The organism is Streptomyces toyocaensis (assembly GCF_000725125.1).
GTDB lineage: Bacteria > Actinomycetota > Actinomycetes > Streptomycetales > Streptomycetaceae > Streptomyces > Streptomyces toyocaensis.
The window spans coordinates 312050-335017 of record NZ_JFCB01000001.1; the positions used below are offsets into that span (position 1 = coordinate 312050).

General features: G+C 70.3%; 18 protein-coding genes and 1 pseudogene. 16 read left to right on the forward strand and 3 right to left on the reverse strand.

What is annotated here, in order from left to right; all coding sequences use genetic code 11:
* Positions 1 to 50: 50 nt before the first annotated feature.
* The 14 genes and pseudogenes from BU52_RS01275 (at position 51) to BU52_RS01335 (ending at position 15402) form a co-directional block, all read left to right on the forward strand.
* Positions 51 to 1520 carry a tryptophan halogenase family protein gene (locus BU52_RS01275; RefSeq protein ID WP_037926419.1) on the forward strand — a complete coding sequence of 490 codons (1470 nt, stop codon included), beginning with the start codon at positions 51 to 53 and terminating at the stop codon, positions 1518 to 1520.
* Positions 1521 to 1596: 76 nt separating this feature from the next.
* Entirely contained in the window at positions 1597 to 2742 is a 1146-nt protein-coding gene (locus BU52_RS01280; RefSeq protein WP_235216237.1) for a cytochrome P450, read from the forward strand.
* A 44-nt stretch (positions 2743 to 2786) separates the two neighbouring features.
* On the forward strand, positions 2787 to 4094 hold the full coding sequence (locus tag BU52_RS01285; RefSeq protein ID WP_037926425.1) for an FAD-dependent oxidoreductase: 1308 nt from the start codon (positions 2787 to 2789) through the stop codon (positions 4092 to 4094).
* Complete coding sequence (gene staL, locus BU52_RS01290; RefSeq protein ID WP_037926427.1) at positions 4091 to 4903, forward strand: desulfo-A47934 sulfotransferase; 813 nt, start codon at positions 4091 to 4093, stop codon at positions 4901 to 4903. The genes BU52_RS01285 and staL overlap by 4 nt, the downstream gene beginning before the upstream one ends.
* 79 nt (positions 4904 to 4982) lie before the next feature.
* Positions 4983 to 6569, forward strand: coding sequence for an MBL fold metallo-hydrolase (locus tag BU52_RS01295; RefSeq protein WP_037926430.1), 1587 nt, complete (start codon positions 4983 to 4985; stop codon positions 6567 to 6569).
* A gap of 411 nt (positions 6570 to 6980) precedes the next feature.
* Entirely contained in the window at positions 6981 to 8288 is a 1308-nt protein-coding gene (locus BU52_RS01300; RefSeq protein WP_051857798.1) for a cation:proton antiporter, read from the forward strand.
* Positions 8289 to 8820: 532 nt separating this feature from the next.
* Entirely contained in the window at positions 8821 to 9024 is a 204-nt protein-coding gene (locus BU52_RS01305; RefSeq protein WP_009719280.1) for a cold-shock protein, read from the forward strand.
* Positions 9025 to 9327: 303 nt separating this feature from the next.
* On the forward strand, positions 9328 to 10824 hold the full coding sequence (locus BU52_RS01310) for a DEAD/DEAH box helicase (RefSeq protein ID WP_037926435.1): 1497 nt from the start codon (positions 9328 to 9330) through the stop codon (positions 10822 to 10824).
* A gap of 7 nt (positions 10825 to 10831) precedes the next feature.
* Positions 10832 to 11125: pseudogene (locus tag BU52_RS01315) on the forward strand (hemolysin III family protein); the annotation flags it as partial.
* Positions 11126 to 11523: 398 nt separating this feature from the next.
* Positions 11524 to 11679, forward strand: a complete 156-nt coding sequence (locus BU52_RS34560; protein WP_010059700.1) for a hypothetical protein — start codon at positions 11524 to 11526, stop codon at positions 11677 to 11679.
* Positions 11680 to 12105: 426 nt separating this feature from the next.
* Complete coding sequence (pcaDC, locus tag BU52_RS01320) at positions 12106 to 13404, forward strand: bifunctional 3-oxoadipate enol-lactonase/4-carboxymuconolactone decarboxylase PcaDC (RefSeq protein ID WP_037926438.1); 1299 nt, start codon at positions 12106 to 12108, stop codon at positions 13402 to 13404.
* A 47-nt stretch (positions 13405 to 13451) separates the two neighbouring features.
* Positions 13452 to 14087 carry an MBL fold metallo-hydrolase gene (locus tag BU52_RS01325; RefSeq protein ID WP_037926441.1) on the forward strand — a complete coding sequence of 212 codons (636 nt, stop codon included), beginning with the start codon at positions 13452 to 13454 and terminating at the stop codon, positions 14085 to 14087.
* A 52-nt stretch (positions 14088 to 14139) separates the two neighbouring features.
* Complete coding sequence (locus BU52_RS01330) at positions 14140 to 14919, forward strand: exodeoxyribonuclease III (RefSeq protein ID WP_037926442.1); 780 nt, start codon at positions 14140 to 14142, stop codon at positions 14917 to 14919.
* A 75-nt stretch (positions 14920 to 14994) separates the two neighbouring features.
* Entirely contained in the window at positions 14995 to 15402 is a 408-nt protein-coding gene (locus BU52_RS01335) for a DUF6278 family protein (RefSeq protein ID WP_037926444.1), read from the forward strand.
* Positions 15403 to 15755: 353 nt separating this feature from the next.
* Here BU52_RS01335 and BU52_RS01340 read toward each other — a convergent pair whose 3' ends face one another.
* Positions 15756 to 16511, reverse strand: coding sequence for a hypothetical protein (locus BU52_RS01340; RefSeq protein WP_037926447.1), 756 nt, complete (start codon positions 16509 to 16511; stop codon positions 15756 to 15758).
* A gap of 152 nt (positions 16512 to 16663) precedes the next feature.
* On the opposite strand from BU52_RS01340, the gene ggt reads away from it, so the two are divergent.
* Positions 16664 to 18472 (forward strand): gamma-glutamyltransferase, encoded by a 1809-nt coding sequence (gene ggt / locus BU52_RS01345; RefSeq protein ID WP_037926449.1) that lies wholly within the window; start codon positions 16664 to 16666, stop codon positions 18470 to 18472.
* A 39-nt stretch (positions 18473 to 18511) separates the two neighbouring features.
* Here the strand turns inward: ggt and BU52_RS01350 are convergent, their stop codons facing one another.
* Together BU52_RS01350 and map are read right to left on the reverse strand one after the other, a co-directional pair.
* On the reverse strand, positions 18512 to 21040 hold the full coding sequence (locus BU52_RS01350; protein WP_037927781.1) for an ATP-dependent Clp protease ATP-binding subunit: 2529 nt from the start codon (positions 21038 to 21040) through the stop codon (positions 18512 to 18514).
* Between the two features lie 535 nt (positions 21041 to 21575).
* Positions 21576 to 22352 carry a type I methionyl aminopeptidase gene (map, locus tag BU52_RS01355; RefSeq protein WP_037926450.1) on the reverse strand — a complete coding sequence of 259 codons (777 nt, stop codon included), beginning with the start codon at positions 22350 to 22352 and terminating at the stop codon, positions 21576 to 21578.
* Between the two features lie 33 nt (positions 22353 to 22385).
* Here map and BU52_RS01360 point away from each other — a divergent pair, with 33 nt between their 5' ends.
* Positions 22386 to 22646 (forward strand): helix-turn-helix domain-containing protein, encoded by a 261-nt coding sequence (locus tag BU52_RS01360; protein WP_037927783.1) that lies wholly within the window; start codon positions 22386 to 22388, stop codon positions 22644 to 22646.
* The last annotated feature ends 322 nt before the right edge of the window (positions 22647 to 22968 follow it).

The window sequence follows — 22968 nt, forward strand, 5'->3', positions numbered from 1 at the left end:
ATCCGTTGCCCAGCACAATTGCGAAAGACTCGATCGAGGGATGGTGGGAGATGTCGGTGGAAACGTTCGACGTTGTGGTGGCGGGAGGCGGACCGGGGGGTTCGACCGTGGCCGCCCTGGTCGCCATGCAGGGCCACCGAGTGCTGCTGCTGGAGAAAGAGGTATTCCCGCGGTATCAGATAGGCGAGTCATTACTTCCGTCCACGGTTCACGGGGTGTGCCGGCTGCTGGGTGTCACCGATGAACTCGCGGCGGCTAAATTCCCGGTGAAGCGCGGCGGTACTTTCCGCTGGGGTGCCAGGCCGGAACCGTGGACGTTCTCCTTCGCGGTGTCCCCGCGGATGACCGGGCCGACCTCGTTCGCCTATCAGGTGGAACGGGCGCGGTTCGACGAGATCCTGCTGAACAACGCCAAGAGCAAGGGTGTGACGGTCCGCGAGGGATGCTCGGTCACCGCGGTGGTCGAGGAGGGCGACCGGGTCACCGGCCTGCGGTACACCGACTCCGACGGCGGTGAGCACGAGGTCGGCGCGCGTTTCGTGATCGACGCGTCGGGCAACAAGAGCCGGCTGCACGCCAGCGTCGGTGGTACTCGCGAATACTCGGAGTTCTTCCGCAGCCTGGCCCTGTTCGGCTATTTCGAGAACGGCAAACGGCTTCCGGAGCCCTATTCGGGCAATATTCTGAGCGTCGCCTTCGACAGCGGCTGGTTCTGGTACATTCCGCTGAGCGACACGCTCACCAGCGTGGGCGTGGTGGTCCGCCGCGAAATGGCCGAAAAGATCCAGGGCGACCGGGAAAAGGCCTACAACGCCCTGATCGCCGAATGTCCGCTGATCGCGGAGTATCTGTCGGACGCGCGTCGGGTGACGACCGGGAATTACGGGGAACTGCGGGTACGCAAAGACTATTCCTACCACCAGACGAAGTTCTGGCGCCCGGGAATGATTCTCGTGGGCGACGCCGCGTGTTTCGTCGACCCGGTGTTCTCCTCCGGCGTGCATCTGGCGACCTACAGCGCCCTGCTGGCCGCCCGTTCGATCAACAGCGTGCTCGCGGGCGACCTGGACGAGAAGACCGCCTTCGACGAGTTCGAGGGCCGGTACCGTCGGGAATACGGGGTCTTCTACGAGTTCCTCGTGTCGTTCTACCAGATGAACGTGAACGAGGAATCGTATTTCTGGCACGCCAAGAAGGTCACGAACAACGAGCACACGGAGTTCGAGTCCTTCGTGGACCTGGTCGGCGGGGTGGCGTCCGGCGAGACGGCGCTCGCGGCGTCCAGGCTCGCCGAGCGCAGCGCCGAGTTCGCCGGCGCCGTCGACCAGATGGCGGGCGGTGACGACGGGGACATGGTGCCGCTGTTCAAGTCGCACGTGGTCAAGCAGGTGATGCAGGAGGGCGGCCAGGTCCAGATGAAGGCGGTCCTCGGCGAGGACGCCGCACCGGAGGAGCCTGTCTTCCCTGGCGGGCTGGTGTCCTCGCCCGACGGGATGAAGTGGCTTCCCTACCGTGGATGAGGCGGACGAGGTCGCCCCGGTCGTCCGGCCGACGGCGAACTACATGAGAAGAACGCTCTGCGATCCGCACGAGGACATGTTCGCCCTCAGGGCGCATGGCCCGCTGATCCGGATCGAGGGCAACGCGTCCGATCAGATGAGCACGGACTACGTCTGGCAGGCCATGGGCTACGACGTGGTGCGCAAGATACTCGGCGATCATGAGAACTTCACGACGCGGCTCCGGCTGACCGATGCGCAACCCCTCAGTGGCGAAGGGGTGTCGGTCCCGCCGGAGCTGGCCGGACAGATCTCGATCTACGATCCGCCCGAACACACGCGGCTGCGGCGGATGTTGACGCCCGAGTTCACGGTCCGGCGGATCCGCAGGCTGGAGCCGGCGATCGAGGGCATCATCGAAGAGCACCTCGATGCGTTGGAGGGCGCGGGACCGCCTGCGGATCTCCAGGTGCTGTTCGCCGACCCGGTCGGCGGCGAGACCCTGTGCGAGCTGCTCGGGGTCCCGCGGGACGATCGGAACGAGTTCATCCGCCGCGTCAGGCAGAACGTCGACCTCAGCCGCGGCTACAAGGCCAGGGCGGCGGACAGCGCGGCCTTCAACCGATACCTGATGACGCTCATCACCCGGCAGCGGAAGGATCCCGACGAGGGGTTCCTCGGCATGCTCGTACGTGAGCACGGCGACCGGATCACCGACGAGGAGTTGAAGGGCGTCTGCACGGCGCTGATCCTCGGCGGCGTCGAGAGCGTCGCCGGGATGATCGGCTTCGGGGTCCTCGCGCTGCTCGAGCACCCCGACCAGAGGCGGCTGCTCTTCGGTTCCCGCGAGGAGGCCGACCGCCTGGTGAACGAACTGCTGCGTTTCCTTTCGGCCGTGCAGCAGCCGACTCCGCGAATGGCCGTCAGGGACGTCGTCGTGGAGGGGCAGTTGATCAAGGCGGGGGAGTACGTCCTCTGCTCGATTCTCATGGCCAACCGCGACGAGGGGCTGACGTCGGATTCCCATCTCCTCGACGCGAACCGTGAACCCCTCCCGCATGTCGCCTTCGGGCACGGCATCCATCACTGCATAGGCGCCGCAGTGGCAAGGGCGGTGCTCCGCATCACCTATCAGTCCCTGTGGCGACGGTTCCCGCGACTGAGCCTGGCCGTGCCCGCGGGGGAAGTGAAGTTCCGTAACGCGTTCATAGACAGCCCGGATCGCTTGCCGGTCACCTGGTAGCGGGCGCCACGACGGATCAGCGATCGATCGAGGGATGGTGAGAGATGTCGGCAGAGACGTTCGACGTGGTCGTGGCGGGGGGTGGGCCGGCGGGTTCGACCGCCGCCTCCTTGGTGGCCATGCAGGGCCACCGGGTGCTTCTGGTGGAGAAAGAGGTCCTTCCGCGCCACCGGGTCGGTGAGTCGTTACTTCCGTCCACGGTGCACGGCGTGTGCCGGATGCTCGGTGTCACGGACGAGCTGGCGGAGACGGACTTCCCGGTGAAGCGGGGCGCGACGTTCCAGTGGGGCGGTCGTGCGGAGCCGTGGGCCTTCTCCTTCGGGGCGTCGTCGCGGCTGACCGACGCGACGTCATTCGCCTACCAGGCGGACCGTGCGCGGTTCGACGAGATCCTGCTGAAAAACGCCAAGCGCAAGGGTGTGGTGGTCCGCGAAGGGTGCTCGGTCACCGCGGTGGTCGAGGAGGGCGACCGGGTCACCGGCCTGCGCCACACCGACCCCGACGGCGGTGAGCACGAGGTCGGCGCACGTTTCGTGATCGACGCGTCAGGCCATGAGAGCCCGTTGTCCGCCAGTGTCGGCGGCACCCGCGACCGTGCGGGGTCCTTCCGCGGCCTGGCACTGTCCGGGTACTTCGGGAACGGCTGCAAGCGGCTGCCGGAACCGCGTTCGGGTGACGGCCTGAGCGTGACCTTCGACGGTGGCTGGTTCTGGTACGTCCCGCTGTTCGGTGGGCTGACCAGCGTGGGCGCGGTGGTGAGCGAGGAGCGGGCCGAGAAGCTCCAGGACGACCGCGAGGAGGCGTTCAAGGCCCTGATCGCCGAATGCCCGGCCATCTCGGATCTCCTCTCGGAGGGGATGCGGGTGACGGCCGGCAAATACGGGAAACTGCGAGTCCGCGAGGACTACGTCTACCACCGGACGACGTTCTGGCGTCCGGGGATGCTCCTGGTCGGAGACGCCGCGTGTTCCGTCGATCCGCTGTTCTCCAGCGGGGTTCACCTCGCGACCTACAGCGCCCTGCTGGCCGCCCGTTCGATCAACAGCGTTCTCGCGGGCGATGTGGACGAGAAGACCGCCCTGACGGAGTTCGAGGCGCGGTACCGCCGCGAGCTCGGCGCGTTCTCCGAGTTGCTCACGACGTTCCACACGATGACCGGCGAGGAGCACCCGGAACCGGAGTCGTTCGTGGACGTGGCCGCCGGAGTGTCGTCCGGTGAGTGGGCGCTCGCGGCACAGGGCGGAGGAGCGGCAGCACCCGGGGAACCGATGTTCCGGGGTGGGCTGGCGGTCTCGCCCGACGGAATGAAGTGGCTGCCCGCCGCGTCGAAGGAACGAGAGGACGCCCGATGAACGGGATGTGCTGGATCGCCTCCTACCCGAAGGCCGGAGGCCACTGGCTCCGGTGCATGCTGACGTCCTACGTCACCGGCGAGCCGGTCGAGACCTGGCCGGGCATCCAGGCCGGGGTGCCGCACCTCGAAGGGTTGTTGCGTGACGGGGAGGCCCCCTCCGCCGACCCGGACGAGCAGGTCCTGCTGGCGACGCACTTCACCGCGGACCGCCCGGTGCTGCGGTTCTACCGGGAGTCCACCGCCAAGGTGGTCTGCCTGATCCGGAACCCGCGCGACGCGATGCTCAGCCTGATGCGGATGAAGGGGATTCCGCCGGAGGACGTCGAGGCCTGCCGGAAGATCGCCGAGACGTTCATCGCCGACGAGGGATTCTCGTCGGTGCGCATCTGGGCCGGCGAAGGATCATGGCCGGAGAACATACGCAGTTGGACGGACTCGGTGCACGAGAGCTTCCCGAACGCCGCCGTCCTCGCGGTGCGGTACGAGGACCTTCGGAAGGACCCCGAAGGGGAGCTGTGGAAGGTCGTGGACTTCCTCGAACTCGGTGGACGGGACGGTGTGGCGGACGCGGTGGCGAACTGCACCCTGGAGCGGATGCGGGAGATGGAGGAGCGGAGCAAGCTCCTCGGCCTGGAGACGACGGGACTGATGACCCGTGGGGGAAAGCAGCTGCCTTTCGTGGGCAAGGGCGGGCAGCGGAAGTCGCTGAAATTCATGGGCGACGACATCGAGAAGGCCTATGCGGACCTCCTCCATGGGGAAACCGATTTCGCCCACTATGCCCGTCTCTATGGATACGCTGAATGAATTCCCCGCTTGAACAGTCCGACACCGCTCGATGTTGCCCTGACGCGACCCCGTACAGATTCGATCGTGAGGAGCAGAAGTGACAGAGGAACAACTCTTTCTCCGGTCCGACACCATCATCGAGCCATTGGTCGACCGGTTCTACGCCCAGCTGTACACGACGGCTCCAGTGAGCGGCACCATGAACCTGGCCTTCCGGCAGATCCCGATGCTGGAGTCCTACCTGCAGACCCCGGACTACCACTTCTCGGGTAGTCGCGATCCGAAGTTCCGCGGCGGATTCTTCGTCGGTATCGAGGAGAAGCGGAAGGGCGAGGTCGAGGCGCTGCTTGCGGCCATCCGGCGCGACCGTGCGGACATGATCCGGTTCGCCGAGGCGATCGCTGAGGCCGAGAAGATCGTTCGGGAGGAGGCGACCGGCTACGACCTCAGGTCGCTCTACCCGAAGCTGCCCTCCGAACTGGCCGGCCTGGTGGAAGTCACCTATGACACCGGCAACCAGGCCTCGCTGCACTTCCTGGAGCCGCTCGCCTACCAGAGCAAGGCCTACACCGAGGACCGCCAGTCGGTACAGCTCTCGCTGGAGACGGGCATCGAGCGGCCGTTCGTGATGAGCACCCCACGGCTGCCCTCTTCCGACGTGCTGGAGCTGGACATCCCCTTCCGGCACCCCGGCATCGAGGAGCTGTTCCTCTCCCGGATCCGGCCCACCACCGTGGCCGCGCTCCGCGAGGCGCTGGAGCTAGGCGACGCGGAAGCCGCCCAGCTGTCCCGCCTGCTGGTCGCGGAGCCGGGGCTGGCCGCCGACCGCCACGTCACGGCCGGAACCAGGATCCGTTACTGGGGGCATGCCTGCCTCCTCCTGCAGACGCCCGAGGTGTCGATCCTCACGGACCCGTTCATCAGCGCCGACACCAGCGCGACCGACCGGTACACCTATGACGACCTGCCCGACCACATCGACTACGTCGTCATCACACACGGGCATTCCGACCACCTCGTGGCCGAAACCCTGCTCCAGCTGCGTGGCCGGGTCGGCACATTCGTCGTGCCGAGGACATCGCGCGGCAATCTGTGCGACCCCTCGCTGGCGCTCTTCCTGAAATGCCTCGGGCTCCCCGTCATCGAGGTGGACGACTTCGACGAGGTGCCCTTCCCCGGCGGGAAGATCGTCGCCACTCCCTTCTTCGGGGAGCACGCCGATCTCGACATTCGCGCCAAGTCGACCTACTGGATCAGTATCGGGGGGAAGTCCGTCTACGTGGGAGCGGACTCCTCCGGCATCGATCCGGTCCTCTACCGCTATGTCCGTCGGCATCTCGGACGGGTCGACATCGCATTTCTCGGCATGGAGTGCGACGGCGCGCCGATGAACTGGAAGTACCAGCCCATGCTCACCCAGCCGATCCCGAAGAAGATGAGTGACACCCGCAAACTGTCCGGTTCCAACGCGGAGCAGGCGAGCGCGATCGTCACCGAGCTGGGGGCGGAAGAGGTGTACATCTACGCCATGGGTGAGGAGAGTTGGCTCGGCCACGTCATGGCCACCAGTTACAACGAGGACTCCTACCAGCTTCAGCAGATCGCCGAGTTCGAGGAATGGTGCACGCGCCAGGGAGTCAAGGCCGGCCATCTGCTCAACCGGGCCGAATGGCACTGGGCATAGCCGGGCGAAAGGGAACCGTATGTAGGCGTTGAGGCAACGCCCGCTCCACGGCCTCAGGTGCGGCGACGGCCGCCCTCGACGGCGGGGAGGGACGGCCTGGATCCCCAGCGGCGCCGTTGGCCGTCAGCAACGCCAACGGATTCGGGTGGGTCAGGCCGTCCGCCCATGTGGTGTTCGCTTCGGATGTCTCCTCGTCCGGCGTGCGGCTGCGGGCGGCCGGTCCAGGGATCAGGTCAAGGGCGTGCCCTGCGAGCGGGACACGAGGTAGGCGACTTCGAGCGGCTCTTTCCCTGTCCGTCGTGCGGTAGTCGGGCCGAGGCCAACATCGATCGACCGGAAAATCTCTGCCGTTGATCCCCGCTTGCCGTCCGTGCCCCTCCCGGTACCTTCGAACGGAGAGAGTTGATTACCTTGGACCACTGGTCAATCGCCGCCCGCTCCGCCGATTCCCTGACCGGTGAGATGCTCGCGGGCCTCGCGGTGACCTTCGCCGTGGCATTCGTCTTCGCCCGGCTCGCCAAGCGCATTCGGCAACCCAGGGTCATGGGAGAGATCATCGCCGGTCTTGCCCTGGGGCCGAGCCTGTTGGGCCTCTTACCGGGAGACCCCGTCGAAGCGTTGTTCCCGGCGGACGCACGGCCGGTCCTTCAGGCGCTCTCGCAGCTCGGACTCGTCCTGTTCATGTTCGGCATCGGCTACGAACTGGACTTCGCCCTTCTTCGGGGGGCCGGCAGCCGGGTCACCTTGGTCTCACTCAGCTCCATGGCGCTGCCGATGGCGCTGGGGGCCGGGCTCGCCGTTCTCCTCTTCCCTCTGTACGACAAGTCGCAGCTCAGCAGCGACGGTGTGCTCGCCCCGGCGATCTTCCTCGGGGTGGCGATGTCGATCACGGCGTTCCCGGTGCTGGCCCGGATCATCGCGGAAAACGGCATGCAACGCACCCGCATCGGTGCCATGGCGCTCGCCTGTGCCGTCGTCCAGGACTTCCTCGCCTGGTGTGTACTGGCCGTTGCCGTGGTGATCGCCACCGCAAGTGGTCTGTGGCCGCTGGCGCGGATGGTGCTGGAGTCCGGCCTGTTCCTGGGCGTCCTCCTCTACGTCGTGCGACCGGGGCTGCGTCGGCTGCTGGCCCCGGAGCGGAGGCGGGCGGTCGGCAGCTCCCTGATCCACGCCATCCTCGTCACCGGACTGCTGGTGTCCGCCTGGGCGACCCACGAGATCGGCCTGCACGCCGTCTTCGGTGCCTTCGCCTTCGGCGCCGTGGTGCCCCACCGCCACATAGAGGTGCAGGCCCCCCAGGTCGTCGAGCGCATCGAGCAGACCAGTCTCTTTCTGCTGCCGGTCTTCTTCACCGTGACCGGCCTGTCGGTGGACGTCGGCGGGCTCGGCAGAACCGGCCTGATCATGACCGTCGCCGTCGTGCTGGTGGCCTGCACGGGGAAGTACGTCGGCGCCGCCGTCTCCGCACGACTGACCGGCGCCTCGAAGGCCGAGTCGAGAACGCTCGGCGTCCTGCTCAACGCCCGCGGACTCACAGAACTGGTCATCCTGAACGTGGGCCTCGGGCTCGGCGTGCTGGACAGTCGTCTGTTCAGTGCCATGGTCGTCATGGCACTGGTCACCACCTTCATGACGGGACCACTGCTGCACCGCCTCGGATTCCACGAGGAACTGCGACTGGTTCCGGCTCCCGTGAAGAACGCGGACAACAGCGTCTGACTGCCGGGGCATCTGCGCCTTAGTGAGTTGCCGGCGCTGGCGGACCATGGCACTCGGTACGGCTGACGGCGCTGTGCGAGACGGGGACCCGCGGGCTGGTCGCGGCTGGCTTCGCACCCTGCGAGCAGGCGAACTCGCCTCCGCCACAGCCCTGTGGCGCAGCTGCGTTTTCTTGGCGGCAGCGGCTTTTCCCCGGGCGTCGCGCAGCGTGCCGTTGGCTACCCTTCCTGAGGCGTTGAACGCTGAGTGAATCAATATCTGTTCCCGAGGGATCAGTTTTTGGGGGGCCGTGCAGCGGGATTTTTTGCCGCGAAGAGCAGAGCGGCATTATCCAACGTGCGCGGGCCGTTCCGGCGTGCTACTGTCTGTCTCAGTTGCAGTTGTGGTTCCCAAAACTTCAAGTGCCCCCGCCAGGCTTCTGCCGGTCGGGAGCACTTTTGTATTTCCGGTCATTTCCGGGCGGGGCAATCATCGCGGCGACACGGCGTCCGCGCAGTGCGGACGCCGGCGCACTGCCCCAAAGGAGATTGACATGGCTGCTGGTACCGTGAAGTGGTTCAATGCGGAAAAGGGCTTCGGCTTCATCGAGCAGGACGGTGGCGGCGCCGACGTGTTCGCCCACTACTCGAACATTGCCGCGCAGGGCTTCCGTGAGCTGCTCGAGGGCCAGAAGGTGAACTTCGACATTGCGCAGGGCCAGAAGGGCCTGACGGCCGAGAACATCGTTCCGGCCTGACGCTCACGCGCAATCCGTAGCTGGGGCCCGCATCCCTCGGGGTGCGGGCCCCAGCTGCACGCGTATCCCGTACCACCACAAGCGGCTCCTCCCTCAGGACGCAGACGCATCCTGAAGCGCTGCACCGCAGCCGGCGCCCGGATCGCAAGGTCCCCATCGCATCACCTCTTTCAGTACCTGTGCCCACGGATGTTTCACCGGCCAGATCTGCATTCTTTTGCCACCGGTCCATACTTGTAATTCTCCGTGCCATCCATCGCAGCGGGAATTCCTTGATATGTGCCACATCGAGGAAGGTTCCGCATGAACCGCACGTACACGAACGACCGCCCCGCCCGCTCCCGCGGCGGCCGCGCCGACGCCGGAAGGGGCGGCAGCGGCTACGGCTCGCAGGCACCGCGTCGTACCGGAGCCCCCGTCCGCTCCGGCGGTTACGGCCGTCGGCCCGCCGCCGTGCAAGGTGAGTTCGCGCTGCCGAAGACGATCACCCCCGCACTGCCCGCTGTTGAGGGCTTCGCCGATCTCGACATGCCCGAGCAGCTGCTGGCCGAACTCGGCAGGCAGGGTGTGACCGCACCGTTCCCGATCCAGGGAGCGACGCTGCCGAACTCCCTGGCGGGCCGTGACGTACTGGGCCGCGGACGCACCGGTTCCGGCAAGACCCTGGCCTTCGGCCTCGCCCTGCTCGCCCGCACCGCTGGACAGCGTGCCGAGCCCCGCCAGCCGCTGGGGCTGATCCTCGTACCGACGCGTGAGCTGGCACAGCAGGTGACCGACGCGCTGACCCCGTACGCCCGCTCTGTGCGGCTGCGGCTGGCCACGGTGGTGGGCGGGGTGTCGATCGGCCGGCAGGCCGGTGCGCTGCGCGGAGGGGCCGAGGTCGTCGTCGCGACGCCGGGGCGGCTCAAGGACCTCATCGACCGCGGCGAGTGCCGGCTGAACCACGTGGGCATTACCGTGCTGGACGAGGCCGACCAGATGGCCGACATGGGCTTCATGCCCCAGGTCACCGCGCTGCTCGACCAGGTGCGTCCGGAGGGGCAGCGGATGCTGTTCTCCGCCACCCTGGACCGCAACGTCGACCTTCTGGTGCGCCGCTACCTGACTGACCCCGTCGTGCATTCGGTCGACCCGTCGGCCGGTGCGGTCACGACGATGGAGCACCACGTCCTGCACGTCCACGGTGCGGACAAGCACGCCGCCACGACCGAGATCGCCGCTCGCGACGGCCGCGTGATCATGTTCCTGGACACCAAGCACGCCGTCGACCGGCTGACCCAGGACCTGCTCAACAGCGGGGTGCGGGCCGCCGCGCTGCACGGCGGCAAGTCGCAGCCCCAGCGCACCCGCACGCTGACGCAGTTCAAGACGGGGCACGTCACCGTGCTGGTGGCGACCAACGTCGCGGCGCGCGGCATCCATGTCGACAACCTCGACCTGGTCGTCAACGTCGATCCGCCGACCGACCACAAGGACTACCTCCACCGCGGCGGCCGTACCGCCCGCGCCGGCGAGTCCGGCAGCGTCGTCACCCTGGTCACCCCGAACCAGCGTCGCGGCATGGTCCGTCTGATGTCGGATGCCGGAATCCGGCCGCAGACCACTCAGATCCGCTCGGGCGACGAAGCCCTGAGCCGGATCACCGGCGCCCAGGCCCCGTCCGGCATCCCGGTCGTCATCACCGCACCGGTGGTCGAACGCCCCAAGCGCGGCGCCACTTCCCGAGGCCGCCGCCGCCGCCCCGCCTCGGCGACCAGGCGCACCCCCGTACGCCAGTCCGGCTTCGGCGCGACGGCCTAGAACTTTCGTCCCGTTCCGGGACCTGTGGGTCGGAGCCCCGCGCTGGCCGTACACCCCGTGCTACCTGGCGCTGGGGTGGGCACCGGTGAGCCACCTGCCCGATTTCCTGCACACCGGCGGAGCGACCGCAGTGGTTCTGATCGTTGTCGGCGGTCTCCTCTACAGCGCGGGCGCGGTGGTCTACGCCCTCCAGCGGCCCGACCCCGCACCCCGCTGGTTCGGCTTCCACGAGGTCTTCCATGCGCTGACCGTGGTGGCCTTCACCGCGCACTGCACCGCCATCTCCCTCGCCACCTACTGACCCGCGACAGTGTCCCGGTCCGCCGCTCATCGCCGACGTCGCCGCGTGCTGACCGCGGCGGGCCGGGCGGTCGCCGAGGCATCGCCCCGCGCGTGAAAGGCGAGGCGGAAGACATCAGGGGGACAGTTCGCTGTGGCACATCATGCGTACGCCGGTGGAGGGGCCAGGAGGGCAGGACCCGACAAGGACCTTCCGGAGCAGAGGACGGTCGAGGGCATGGCGTACTGAACGAAGTCTCGAAGGAGGGCGTGAACACCGTGTCGCCGGGCACAAGGGCTATCGCACCGAGGTCCTGGCATTCGGAACTGGTCGGGATCTGCCCACCAAGGGACGAACTGAGGCCCTTGTGAAGCTCGTACGCACACGCGCTTGAGCCGGAATTGACGATGGGGTTAAAAATGATCATTCTTGGGCTTATTCTGCTGATCATCGGCCTGCTTGTCGGCATGGGTCTGCTGACGACGATCGGTGGCATCCTCATTCTGGTTGGCGCCATCCTGTGGATCCTGGGTGCGACCGGTCGCGCGGTCGGTGGACGCAAGCACTTCTTCTGAAGCTGTCGCTCCACGTCCCCCGGCTGGCTGTTGGCGGGCTGTCCGCATCACCTGCGGGTCGAGCTCAACCACGGCGACCGACGGCTTCGGTTCATCTGCGACGACCGCGGGGAGGGGCTGGCCGAGCGCCGCGATGAGGCACAGCTCCCTGCCCACGGTGGCGGGACGGACGCGCGGGCGCTGTCGCGCTATGGCAGGCGGGTGAGCCTCGGACACGGTGCCCCGGTCCACAGCCTGAACTGCTGGTGTCTCGGCCGGTTTCCCCGGCCCGGGGGGAGCCGGGGCGGCGCCGTCCGGCCCTGGCTGACGTGAGATCGTCCGATGCCTCAAACGGTATGCCGCCCGCGGGGTCTTCAACTTGGGCAGACCGGTTTCCCGCACCCCTGCGTTATAGGGGCGTCCGTGAGACGTGAGAGGGTCTGGGGCGTGAGTGAGACACCACCGAACACCCTGCAATACCGCTTTGACGGGCCAGAAGACGCTCCGGTTCTGATCCTCGGTCCCTCACTGGGTACCACATGGCACATGTGGGACCGGCAGGTCCCCGAGCTGACCCACCAGTGGCGCGTGTTCCGGTTCGACCTGCCGGGGCACGGGGGCGCCCCCGCCCACCCCGCGGGCTCGGTCGCCGACCTCACCGCGCGACTGCTCACCACGCTCGAGAGCCTCGGCGTCCAGCGCTTCGGCTACGCGGGCTGCGCGCTCGGCGGCGCCGTCGGCATCGAGCTGGCCCTGCGCCACCCCGAGCGCCTCGCGTCCCTGGCGCTGATCGCCGCCTCGCCCCGCTTCGGCACGGCGGACGAGTTCCGCCAGCGCGGGGTGATCGTGCGGACGAACGGACTCGACCCCATCGCCCGCTCCGCGCCCGAGCGCTGGTTCACCGGCGGTTTCGCCGCCGCCCAGCCCGCGATCACCGAGTGGGCCGTGCAGATGGTGCGCACCACCGACCCCGGCTGCTACATCGCCGCCTGTGAGGCGCTCGCCTCGTTCGACGTGCGCGCGGAGCTCGGCAGCGTCGGCGTGCCGACCCTGGTGCTGGTCGGCTCCGAGGACCAGGTCACCGGCCCCGCCGAGGCCCGCACCCTGGTCGCCGGGATCCCCGACGCCCGGCTCGCCGTCGTACCCGGCGCCTCCCACCTGGTGCCGGTGGAGCAGCCGGCCGCCGTCACCGACCTGCTGGTGCGGCACTTCTCCACCGCCTGGCAGCCCGCCTTCGAGTCCGCCACCGGTCAGATCGCCCTGCCCGCGGGAGTGGCGGTGCAGCCCGCGCCGGCCGCCGCCGCCCAGCCGGCCCCCGTCGCCGAGATCGCCCCGGCCGCCGTGCCGCAGCAGCCGCAGGGCAGGCCCGACCCCTACGACGCGGGGATCAAGGTCTGCCGGGAGGTGCTGGGCGACGCGCACGTCGACCAGGTGCTGGCGCGGACCGACGCGTTCTCGGGCGACTTCCAGGAGCTCGTCACCCGCTACGCCTGGGGCGAGGTGTGGGACCGCCCCGGACTCGACTGGCGCACCCGCAGCTGTGTCACCCTCACCGCCCTCGTCGCCGGCGGACACGAGGAGGAGCTCGCCGTGCACACCCGGGCCGCGCTGCGCAACGGGCTCACGCCCGCCGAGATCAGGGAGGTGCTGCTCCAGGCCGCCGTCTACTGCGGCGTCCCGGCGGCGAACAGGGCGTTCCGGGTGGCCCAGCAGGTCGTCCGCGAGGAGACCACACCCCAGGAGTGAGCCCCGGGCCCTCCGCCCGGCAGCGCGCGCCGGGGCAGGATGGGCCCATGAAGCTCACGAAGAAGTCGCACGCCTGCGTCCGCCTGGAGAAGGACGGACGGATCCTCGTCCTCGACCCCGGGGGGTTCAGCGAGGAGGACGCCGCCCTCGGCGCGGACGCCGTCCTGGTCACGCACGAGCACCCCGACCACTTCGACGAGGGGCGGCTGCGGACCGCCCTGGAGGCCAACCCGGCAGCCGAGATCTGGACCCTGAAATCGGTCGCGGACCAGATCTCGGCGGCGTTCCCCGGCCGCGTCCACACCGTCGGCCACGGCGACACGTTCACCGCCGCCGGCTTCGACGTCCAGGTCCACGGCGAACTGCACGCCGTGATCCACCCGGACATCCCGCGCGTCACCAACGTCGGCTACCTCGTCGACGGCGGGAAGCTGTTCCACCCGGGCGACGCGCTCACCGTCCCCGACCGCCCGGTCGAGACGCTGATGCTGCCCGTCATCGCTCCCTGGAACAAGATCTCCGAGGTCATCGACTACGTCCGCGAGGTGCGGCCGCGGCGCGCCTACGACATCCACGATGCCGCGCTCACCGACCTCGTCCGTCCGATCTACGACCGCCAGATCGGCGCCCTCGGCGGTGCCGAGCACCTGCGGCTGGCGCCGGGCGGCTCCGCCGAGCTGTGAGCCGGCGGGCGGCGGTCGAGCGCTGTCGGACCCGCCGGGTAGGTTGTGGGACATGCGCATCGCGACCTGGAACGTGAACTCGATCACCGCCCGCCTGCCGAGGCTCCTGGCCTGGCTGGAGAGCAGCGGCACGGACGTCCTGTGCCTCCAGGAGGCCAAGGTCGCCGAGGACCAGTTCCCGGCGGAGCAGCTGCGCGAGCTGGGCTACGAGTCGGCGGTGCACGCCACCGGCCGGTGGAACGGCGTGGCGGTGCTCTCCAGGGTGGGCCTGGAGGACGTCGTCAAGGGACTGCCGGGCGACCCCGGCTACGACGGCGCCGTCGAACCCCGCGCCATCTCTGCGACCTGCGGCCCCGTCCGCGTCTGGTCGGTGTACGTGCCGAACGGCCGCGAGGTGGACCACCCCCACTACGCGTACAAGCTCCAGTGGTTCGAGGCGCTGAAGGCCGCCGTGGCCGGCGACGCGGCGGGCGGCCGCCCGTTCGCGGTCATGGGCGACTACAACGTGGCACCGACCGACGACGACGTCTACGACCGGGCCGCCTTCGAGGGCTCCACCCACGTCACCCCCGCCGAGCGCGCCGCCCTCGCCTCCCTGCGCGAGGCCGGCCTGTCCGACGTCGTGCCGCGCCCCCTCAAGTACGAGCACCCCTTCACGTACTGGGACTACCGCCAGCTCTGCTTCCCGAAGAACCGGGGCATGCGCATCGACCTGGTGTACGGCAACGCCCCGTTCGCGAAGGCCGTCACGGACTCCTACGTCGACCGCGAGGAGCGCAAGGGCAAGGGCGCCTCGGACCACGCGCCGGTCGTGGTGGACCTGGACGTGTAGCGGGGAGCCGCCGGCCGCCGTCCGGTCCCGCGCGCCCAGTGGTGCGCCGGGCGGGACGAATGACAGGCTGGAGGGATGAACATCCCGTTCCTGGGCAGCCGGCGCCGGAAGGCCGGGGTCCCCGGTCCCGAGGGGATCGCCGAACTCCTCGCCGAGTGCGAACTGCTGCGGTCCCAGGCCTGCCGGGCGGGGGTCCGGCTGGACGACTCACCGGCCTCGCTGGAGGCGCTGGACCAGCTCGTGCCGGGCTGGCGGGACGACGAGGAGACGTCCACCTGGCTGGGCAACGACGCGGGGCTGTACCTCGGCACCGTCATCGTGCGCACCGTGCGGGGGGCCGCCTGGGAGATCCGCGCCGACGGACAGCCGGTCGTGCGGCTCGCCTCCGGCCGGGAGTTCGACGTCGTGCACTCGGGACACGAGTGGGCGGCCGACGGAGTCCCCGAACTGTCGCAGCTGTACGCGGAGGTGGCGGAGGCGTGAAGCTCCGGGCCCGCGGCTGATGCGTGGGGCCGGCGGATCCGCCGACCGGGCCGCGAGACGCCGTGCGCCCGGCCCGAGCACTGAACGGGTGACGCCGGGAAACACGTCCGTCCGGACCTCGACTACGATGTTCCCTCCGTCCCGGCGGGGGAGGGGACTTCGCGCCAGGAGAGCGGACACCGTCGCCGGGAGGGGCCCACCGCGGATTCCGCCGCGGGGAGGCGGTCACCACAGGCCGGTCCCGTCCGGCGGCAGCCGGAGATCACTGCTCGCGCGGCGAACCGACACGTTACGTCGGGTCTGCGCCGACGAGGAGAAGGTCAGCTGCGCGCCGGACGGGTGAGGCCGGCCGTTCAGTCCGCCCGGTGCGTCTTGCGCGGCGCCGGAGCCGGCAAGGGTGTCTGCGCCGCCCTGGTCACGTCCGCGACCAGCTCGACCACATCGGGCCCGTAGGCCTGGGAGTTGACCACCTTCAGCAGCAGGACGAAGGATCCCGTACCGTATGTGCGGGCCAGCCGCTCGTGATGGCGGGCGAGATAGCGGGTGGCGGCCTGATTGGTGATCGCGCGCTGGCCGCAGAACAGGAACACCGGGCGGGTCTCGCGCCGTTCACCCGCGGTCAGCCGGGCCAGCAGGACGTACTCGGTGACGCCCGGGTCCATGCGGTACCGCTCGGCGCCGATCTGGAAGGCACCCCGGTCCGGGCCCGGCTCCGGATCCACGTTGACCCGCACCCCCGGCAGCATCGCCGCCATGTGGGCCACCATGCGGCGGTTCGACCCCGGGCCGCCGACGCAGAACTCCGTGCGTTCGCCGAAGCCCTGGTGCGCCGTGTCCTGGGTGACCACCTGGACGTGCGCCCCGCAGTCCTTGACCAGCGCGGAGAGCTCAAGCAGCGCGAACACGTCGAAGCGGTGCACGGCCGGCTCCGCCGTCGCGGGGTCGCGGTTGACGACGAGCAGCGACTCGGAGTTGTCCGGCAGGCCGAAGAAGGTCTGCTTGCGCCTGAGCTTCCGCTTCCACAGATAGGTGCGGGCGATCCAGCCCAGCGCGGCACTGATGCCCGCGGCCACCACACCCAGAACGATGTTGCGCACGTCGTCGGTCATGGGCGCGCATGCTAGCGGGCCGACACAAACCCGTGTTCGACACGCAGGTCATGGACGTTTCCGGACAGTGGGCACGGCGCACCCGACGACATCCCTGACGGGGGCATGGCGACGAACTAAGCTGCGCGGACGGCCCTTTACCGGAGGTGCGGATGCGTCGCCCTGTCGCACGGAGTCTCGCAGTCCTGGCGGCCGGTGCCGCCGTCGTGTCGGTGGGGGCGGCCGCGCCGCCCACCCCGCACGAGCGGCCCGCCCCACACACGCCCAAGGTCCCGGTGGCCGTCGGACACGGCGGCGCGGTCTCCAGCGTCGACGCCGACGCCTCCGCCGCCGGGATCGAGATCCTGAAGAAGGGCGGCAACGCCGTCGACGCGGCCGTCGCCACCGCCGCCGCGCTCGGCGTCACCGAGCCCTACTCGGCCGGCATCGGCGGAGGCGGCTACTTCGTCTACTACGACGCCCGTTCCCGCACCGTGCACACCCTCGACGGCCGCGAGACCGCCCCGCTGACCGCCGACTCCGGACTGTTCCTGGAGAACGGCGCACCGATCCCGTTCGCCGAGGCCGTCAGCAGCGGCCTGGCGGTCGGCACCCCCGGCACGCCCGCCACCTGGCAGCGGGCGCTCGCCACATGGGGCGAGCGCGGCCTGGGCACGGTCCTGAAGCCCGCCGAACGCCTCGCCCGCGACGGCTTCACCGTGGACGAGACCTTCCGCGCGCAGACCGCCGCCAACGAGACCCGCTTCCGCCACTTCCCCGACACCGCCGAGCTGTTCCTCCCGGGCGGCGAACTCCCGGTCGTGGGATCCACCTTCAAGAATCCCGATCTGGCGCGCACCTACCGGGAGTTGCGCCGCGAGGGCGTCGACGCCCTGTACCGCGGCGACATCGGCCGGGACGTCGTCACCACGGTCAACAAGCCTCCCGTGGACCCCGACAGCGGCTGGAACGCCCGCCCCGGTGAGCTGTCCGCCCGCGATCTCGCCGGCTACCGCACCAAGTCCCAGCCGCCCACCAGGACCTCGTACCGCGGCCTGGACGTGTACTCCATGGCGCCCTCCTCCTCCGGCGGCACCACGGTCGGCGAGGCCCTCAACATCCTGGAGCGCACCGACCTCTCCGAGGCGAGCGACGTCCGCTACCTGCACCGCTTCATCGAGGCGAGCCGCATCGCGTTCGCCGACCGGGGGCGCTGGGTGGGCGACCCCGCCTTCGAGGACGTACCGACGAGGGAACTGCTCTCCCAGCGGTTCGCCGACTCGCGCGCGTGCCTCATCGAGGACGACGCCGTCCTCAGCAGCCCCCTCGCCCCCGGTGACCCCCGCGACCCGAGGCCCTGCGCCTCGGGCGGCGAGGCCGCCCCGACGACGTACGAGGGCGACAGCACCACGCATCTCACCACCGCGGACCGGTGGGGCAACGTCGTCTCCTACACCCTCACCATCGAGCAGACCGGCGGCAGCGGCATCACCGTGCCCGGGCGCGGGTTCCTGCTCAACAACGAGCTGACGGACTTCTCCTTCGCCCCGGCGAACCCGGCCGTGCACGACCCGAACCTGCCCGGCCCGGGCAAGCGGCCCCGGTCGTCGATGTCACCGACGATCGTCCTCGACCGGTACGACCGGCCGGTGGTCGCGCTCGGCTCGCCCGGCGGTTCCACCATCATCACCACCGTCCTGGGGACCCTCACCGGTTTCCTCGACCGCGGACTGCCCCTCGTCGACGCGATCGCCGCGCCGCGCGCAAGCCAGCGCAACACGGCGCGGACGGACCTCGAACCCGGCCTGTACGACAGTGGACTGCGGCAGGACCTGGAAGCCGTCGGCCACTCGTTCCGCGAGAACCCGGAGATCGGCGCGGCCACGGCCGTCCAGCGGCTGCCGGGCGGGGCGTGGCTCGCGGCGGCCGAGACGGTCCGCCGGGGCGGCGGCTCGGCGATGGTGGTCCGTCCGGCGCGCTGACCACGCGCGGGGGCGCCCCGGCCGGGCGCCCCCGCGTGCTCACAGCTCGGGCGCCGGCGTCTCCTGCGTACGGAACGTCAGACGCCCGTCCTGGGTGTCCACCGTCACCCGGCCGCCCTCCCGGACGCGTCCGTCAAGCAACAGCCGGGAGAGCTGGTTGTCCACCTCCCGCTGGATGGTGCGGCGCAGCGGCCGGGCGCCGTACTCCGGCTGGTAGCCGCGCTCGGCGAGCCAGTCCACGGCCGCGTCGGTGAAGTCGACCGCGACGCCCCGCCCCTTGAGCCCGCGCCGGGTGCTCTCCAGCAGCAGGTCGGTGATCCGCCGCAGTTCCTCGGCGGTCAGCTGGCGGAACACCACGACCTCGTCGATCCGGTTGAGGAACTCGGGCCGGAAGTGCTCCCGCAGCGGCCGCAGGATCTGCTCGCGCCGCGCCTCCTCGTCCGCCTCCGGGCCGCCGGTCGCGAATCCCAGGGTCGCGCCGCGCCGGGTGATCGCCTCGGAACCGAGATTGCTGGTCATGACGATCACGGTGTTGGTGAAGTCCACCGTCCGGCCCTGCGAGTCGGTCAGCCGGCCGTCGTCCAGGACCTGGAGCAGGATGTTGAAGACGTCCGGATGGGCCTTCTCCACCTCGTCCAGCAGGAGCAGCGAGTAGGGGTGCCGCCGCACCACCTCGGTCAGCTGCCCGGCCTCCTCGTGCCCCACGTAGCCGGGCGGGGCGCCCACCAGCCGGCTGACCGTGTGCCGCTCCTGGTACTCGCTCATGTCGAGGCGCACCATCCGGTCCTCGCTGCCGAACAGCGCCTCGGCGAGAGCCCGCGCCAGCTCCGTCTTGCCGACGCCCGTCGGTCCGAGGAACAGGAAGCTGCCGATCGGCCGGTGGGGACTGGCGAGCCCCGCGCGGGAGCGCAGCACGGCGTCCGAGACGACGCGCACCGCCTCGTCCTGCCCCACGACGCGCTGGTGCAGATGCTGTTCCAGCCCCAGCAGCCGGTCCTTCTCCTCCTCGGTGAGCCGGCTGACCGGGATTCCCGTCTGCCTGGCCACCACCTCGGCGATCGCCTCGGAGTCCACCCACAGGCTCTGGCCCTCGTCGACCTCGCCGTCGCCGCCGGTCTCCGCGATCCGCTGCTTCAGCTCCACGATGCGGTCGCGCAACTGGGTGGCCTGCTCGTACTGCTCGTCCGCGACCGCCTGGTCCTTGTCGCAGGTCAGCTGCTCGACCTCGCGCTCCAGGGCCCGTACGTCCGTGCCCTTGGTCCGGGCCCGCAGCCGCACCCGCGCGCCGGCCTGGTCGATGAGGTCGATGGCCTTGTCCGGCAGGCGGCGGTCGCTCAGATAGCGGTCGGACAGCTCCACGGCCGCCACCAGCGCCTCATCGGTGTAGCGGACCTGGTGGTGGGCCTCGTAGCGGTCCCGCAGGCCGCGCAGGATCTCGATGGCGTCCGCGGGGGTAGGCTCCGGCACCATGATCGGCTGGAAGCGGCGGGCCAGGGCGGCGTCCTTCTCGATCCGGCGGAACTCCTCCAGGGTGGTCGCCCCGACGATGTGCAGTTCGCCGCGGGCGAGGGCCGGCTTGAGGATGTTGCCCGCGTCCATCGAGCCGCCCTCGCCGCCGCCCCCGGCGCCGACGACGGTGTGCAGTTCGTCGATGAAGATGATCAGCTGGTCGGAGTGGGAGCGGATCTCCTCGACGATGGTGTTCATCCGTTCCTCGAAGTCGCCCCGGTAGCGGGTCCCGGCGACGACTCCCGTCAGGTCCAGGGCGACCACGCGCCGTCCGAGGAGGATGTCGGGCACGTCCCCCTCGGCGATCCGCTGCGCCAGCCCCTCCACGACCGCGGTCTTGCCGACACCCGCGTCACCGATCAGGACCGGGTTGTTCTTGCCGCGCCGGGAGAGCACCTCGACGGTCTGCTCGATCTCCTGGTCCCGCCCGATCACCGGGTCGATGCGGCCCTCGCGGGCCAGCTCCGTGAGATCACGGCCGTACTTGTCCAGCGTCGGGGTGCCCGTCGGGGTGCGGGGGCGTTCGGCGCGGGACTGCGCGGCCTCCGGTGCCTCCGGCGGGCCGGAGGCGGCGAACCGGGCCGCGCCCAGGATGTGCCCGGCGGCCGAGTCGGGGTTGGCGGCGAGGGCGCTGAGCACGTGTTCGGGGCCGATGTAGCCGGCGCCGCTCGCCCGGGCCATCTCGTGGGCGTCCAGCAGGGCGCGCTTGACGGCGGGGGTCAGGGACAGCGAGGTCGGTGGTGGGGCCTCGCCGGGGCTGTGCTGGACCGGACCCGACCGGTCGTCGATCTGCGACGCGAGCGAGTCGGGGTCCGCGCCCGCCCGGCTGAGCAGGCTCCGGGTCGGCTCGGCGGAGAGGGCGGCGCGCAACAGGTGCTGGGTGTCCAGGTCACGGCTGCCGTGCTCGGCGGCGTACTGGGCGGCGCCGCGCACCAGTTCACGGGCGGGCTGGCTGAGGAGCCGGCCGATGTCGATCTGACGGGGGCGCGCTCCGCCGAAGAAGCGGGCGAGGAATTCTGCGAACGGGTCACCCTCCGGGCCGACGAAACCACTCGTCATCGTCATCCGTTCCTTCGCTGGGTCGACGTGCCGGGGCCGGGTAACCCGGCCGGGGCTCGCTCATGCCCACGATGACACGATCCGTAGGCACGGGCACGTCAGGAGGGCGACGGGGCGCGGCCGCGGCGATGCCCCCGGTGACCGGGTCGGTCAGGGCCCGGGAGACGACCTCGCGCAGCGGCGTCGTGTCGGCGGTGACGCGTGTGACGAGGTCGCCGCCGCGGTGAGGGGCGTACGTCCGCATCTCCGGCCGGAGCTGTCGTACGACACCCTCGCCGGTGCGCTCCAGGAGGACGACGAGCGGCTGGGCCGGCCCGAGGGCGGAGCCCGCGAGGTCAGCAGCACGGCCCGGGTGGACCGGTCCTCGCCCGCGGGCACCGGTGGCCCGGTGCCCGCGGCCGGCCGGGGTGCGGGGAGGGATCGCCCGCCCGGCGCACGGGTTGTCCCGGGGGCGCGGAAGGGAGGCGCCGGGGGCGTTCGCGGAACTCCGCCGCACACCACCGCCTCCGTTTCCGTCGGCGGTGGTGTCCGCTCGTCAGGCGGTTCGGCGGGCCGTCAGGACCCGCGGCCCGTTCTCCGTGACGGCCACCGTGTGCTCCACGTGCGCCGCGCGGGTGCCGTCGTTCGTGCGGAGGGTCCAGCCGTCCGGGGCGACGTGGTACGCGTCCGTGCCGCCGGCGATCAGCATGGGCTCGATCGCGAGGCACATGCCGTGCCGCAGGGGCATGCCCCTGCCCGGCCGGCCCTCGTTCGGCACCCCGGGGTCCTCGTGCATCGTGCGGCCGATGCCGTGGCCGCCGAAGTCCTCCATGATCCCGTACCCCGCGCCGCGGCACACGGTGCCGATCGCATGGGCGATGTCGCCGATGCGGTTGCCGACGACGGCCGCCTCGAGGGCCGAGGCGAGTGCCCGCTCGGCGGTCTCGACCAGCGTGACGTCGGCCGGACGCGGGGTGCCCACGATGAAGCTGATCGCCGAGTCCCCGGCCCAGCCGTCCAGCTGGGCACCGCAGTCGATGGAGACCAGGTCGCCGTCCCGCAGCCGGTAGCCGTCCGGGATCCCGTGCACGATCGCGTCGTTCACGGACGCGCAGATCACCGCAGGGAACGGGGTCGACGCGAAGGACGGCCGGTAACCCAGGAAGGGCGAGGTCGCCCCGGCCGCACGCAGCACGTCCCGCGCCACCTCGTCCAGCTCCAGCAGGGAAACGCCCACGCCGGCGGCCTTCCGCACGGCCGTCAGCGCGCTCGCGACGACCTGCCCGGCCTCGTACATGGCATCGATCGATGCATCGGTCTTCAGCTCCACCATGCCAATTACTATACCGGTATTAGAATGGGCGTCATGGTGCGCACCCCCTTGACCCCGGAAGAACGCGAACGCGGTGAGCGGCTCGGCCGGCTGCTGCGCGAGACGCGCGGCGACCGCAGCATGGCGGAGGTCGCGGCGCGGGCCGGGATCTCGGCGGAGACCCTGCGGAAGATCGAGACCGGGCGGGCCCCGACCCCGGCCTTCTTCACCGTGGCGGCGCTGGCGGGCGTGCTCGGGCTGTCCATGGACGCGCTGGTGGAGCGCTGTGCGCCCAGCGGGTCCGTCGCCGCCTGAGCCCGGCCGCCCGGGCCCCGGCGCCAGGAGACGCGGGCCCTGCTCGACCGCCTGTGTCCGCACGCGCACCCCCGAGGACACCGCCCGCGCGGCCGCACCGGACCCGCACCGTCTCGTCCCGCTGCTCCTCACCGCCGCCCGGGGCGTGTCCGACGGGCGGCACCGGGATCTGCTGCACGCCCTCCGCGTCGCGGGATTCGCCGCCTGACCGGCGATCGGGCCGACTCACCCACAGGGGTGTCAAACACCATCGACTCCCCGGCCTCGATGACGATGGTCTTGGCAAGGCCGCCCGAGAGGCTTACGTTCGTCCCTCTACGAC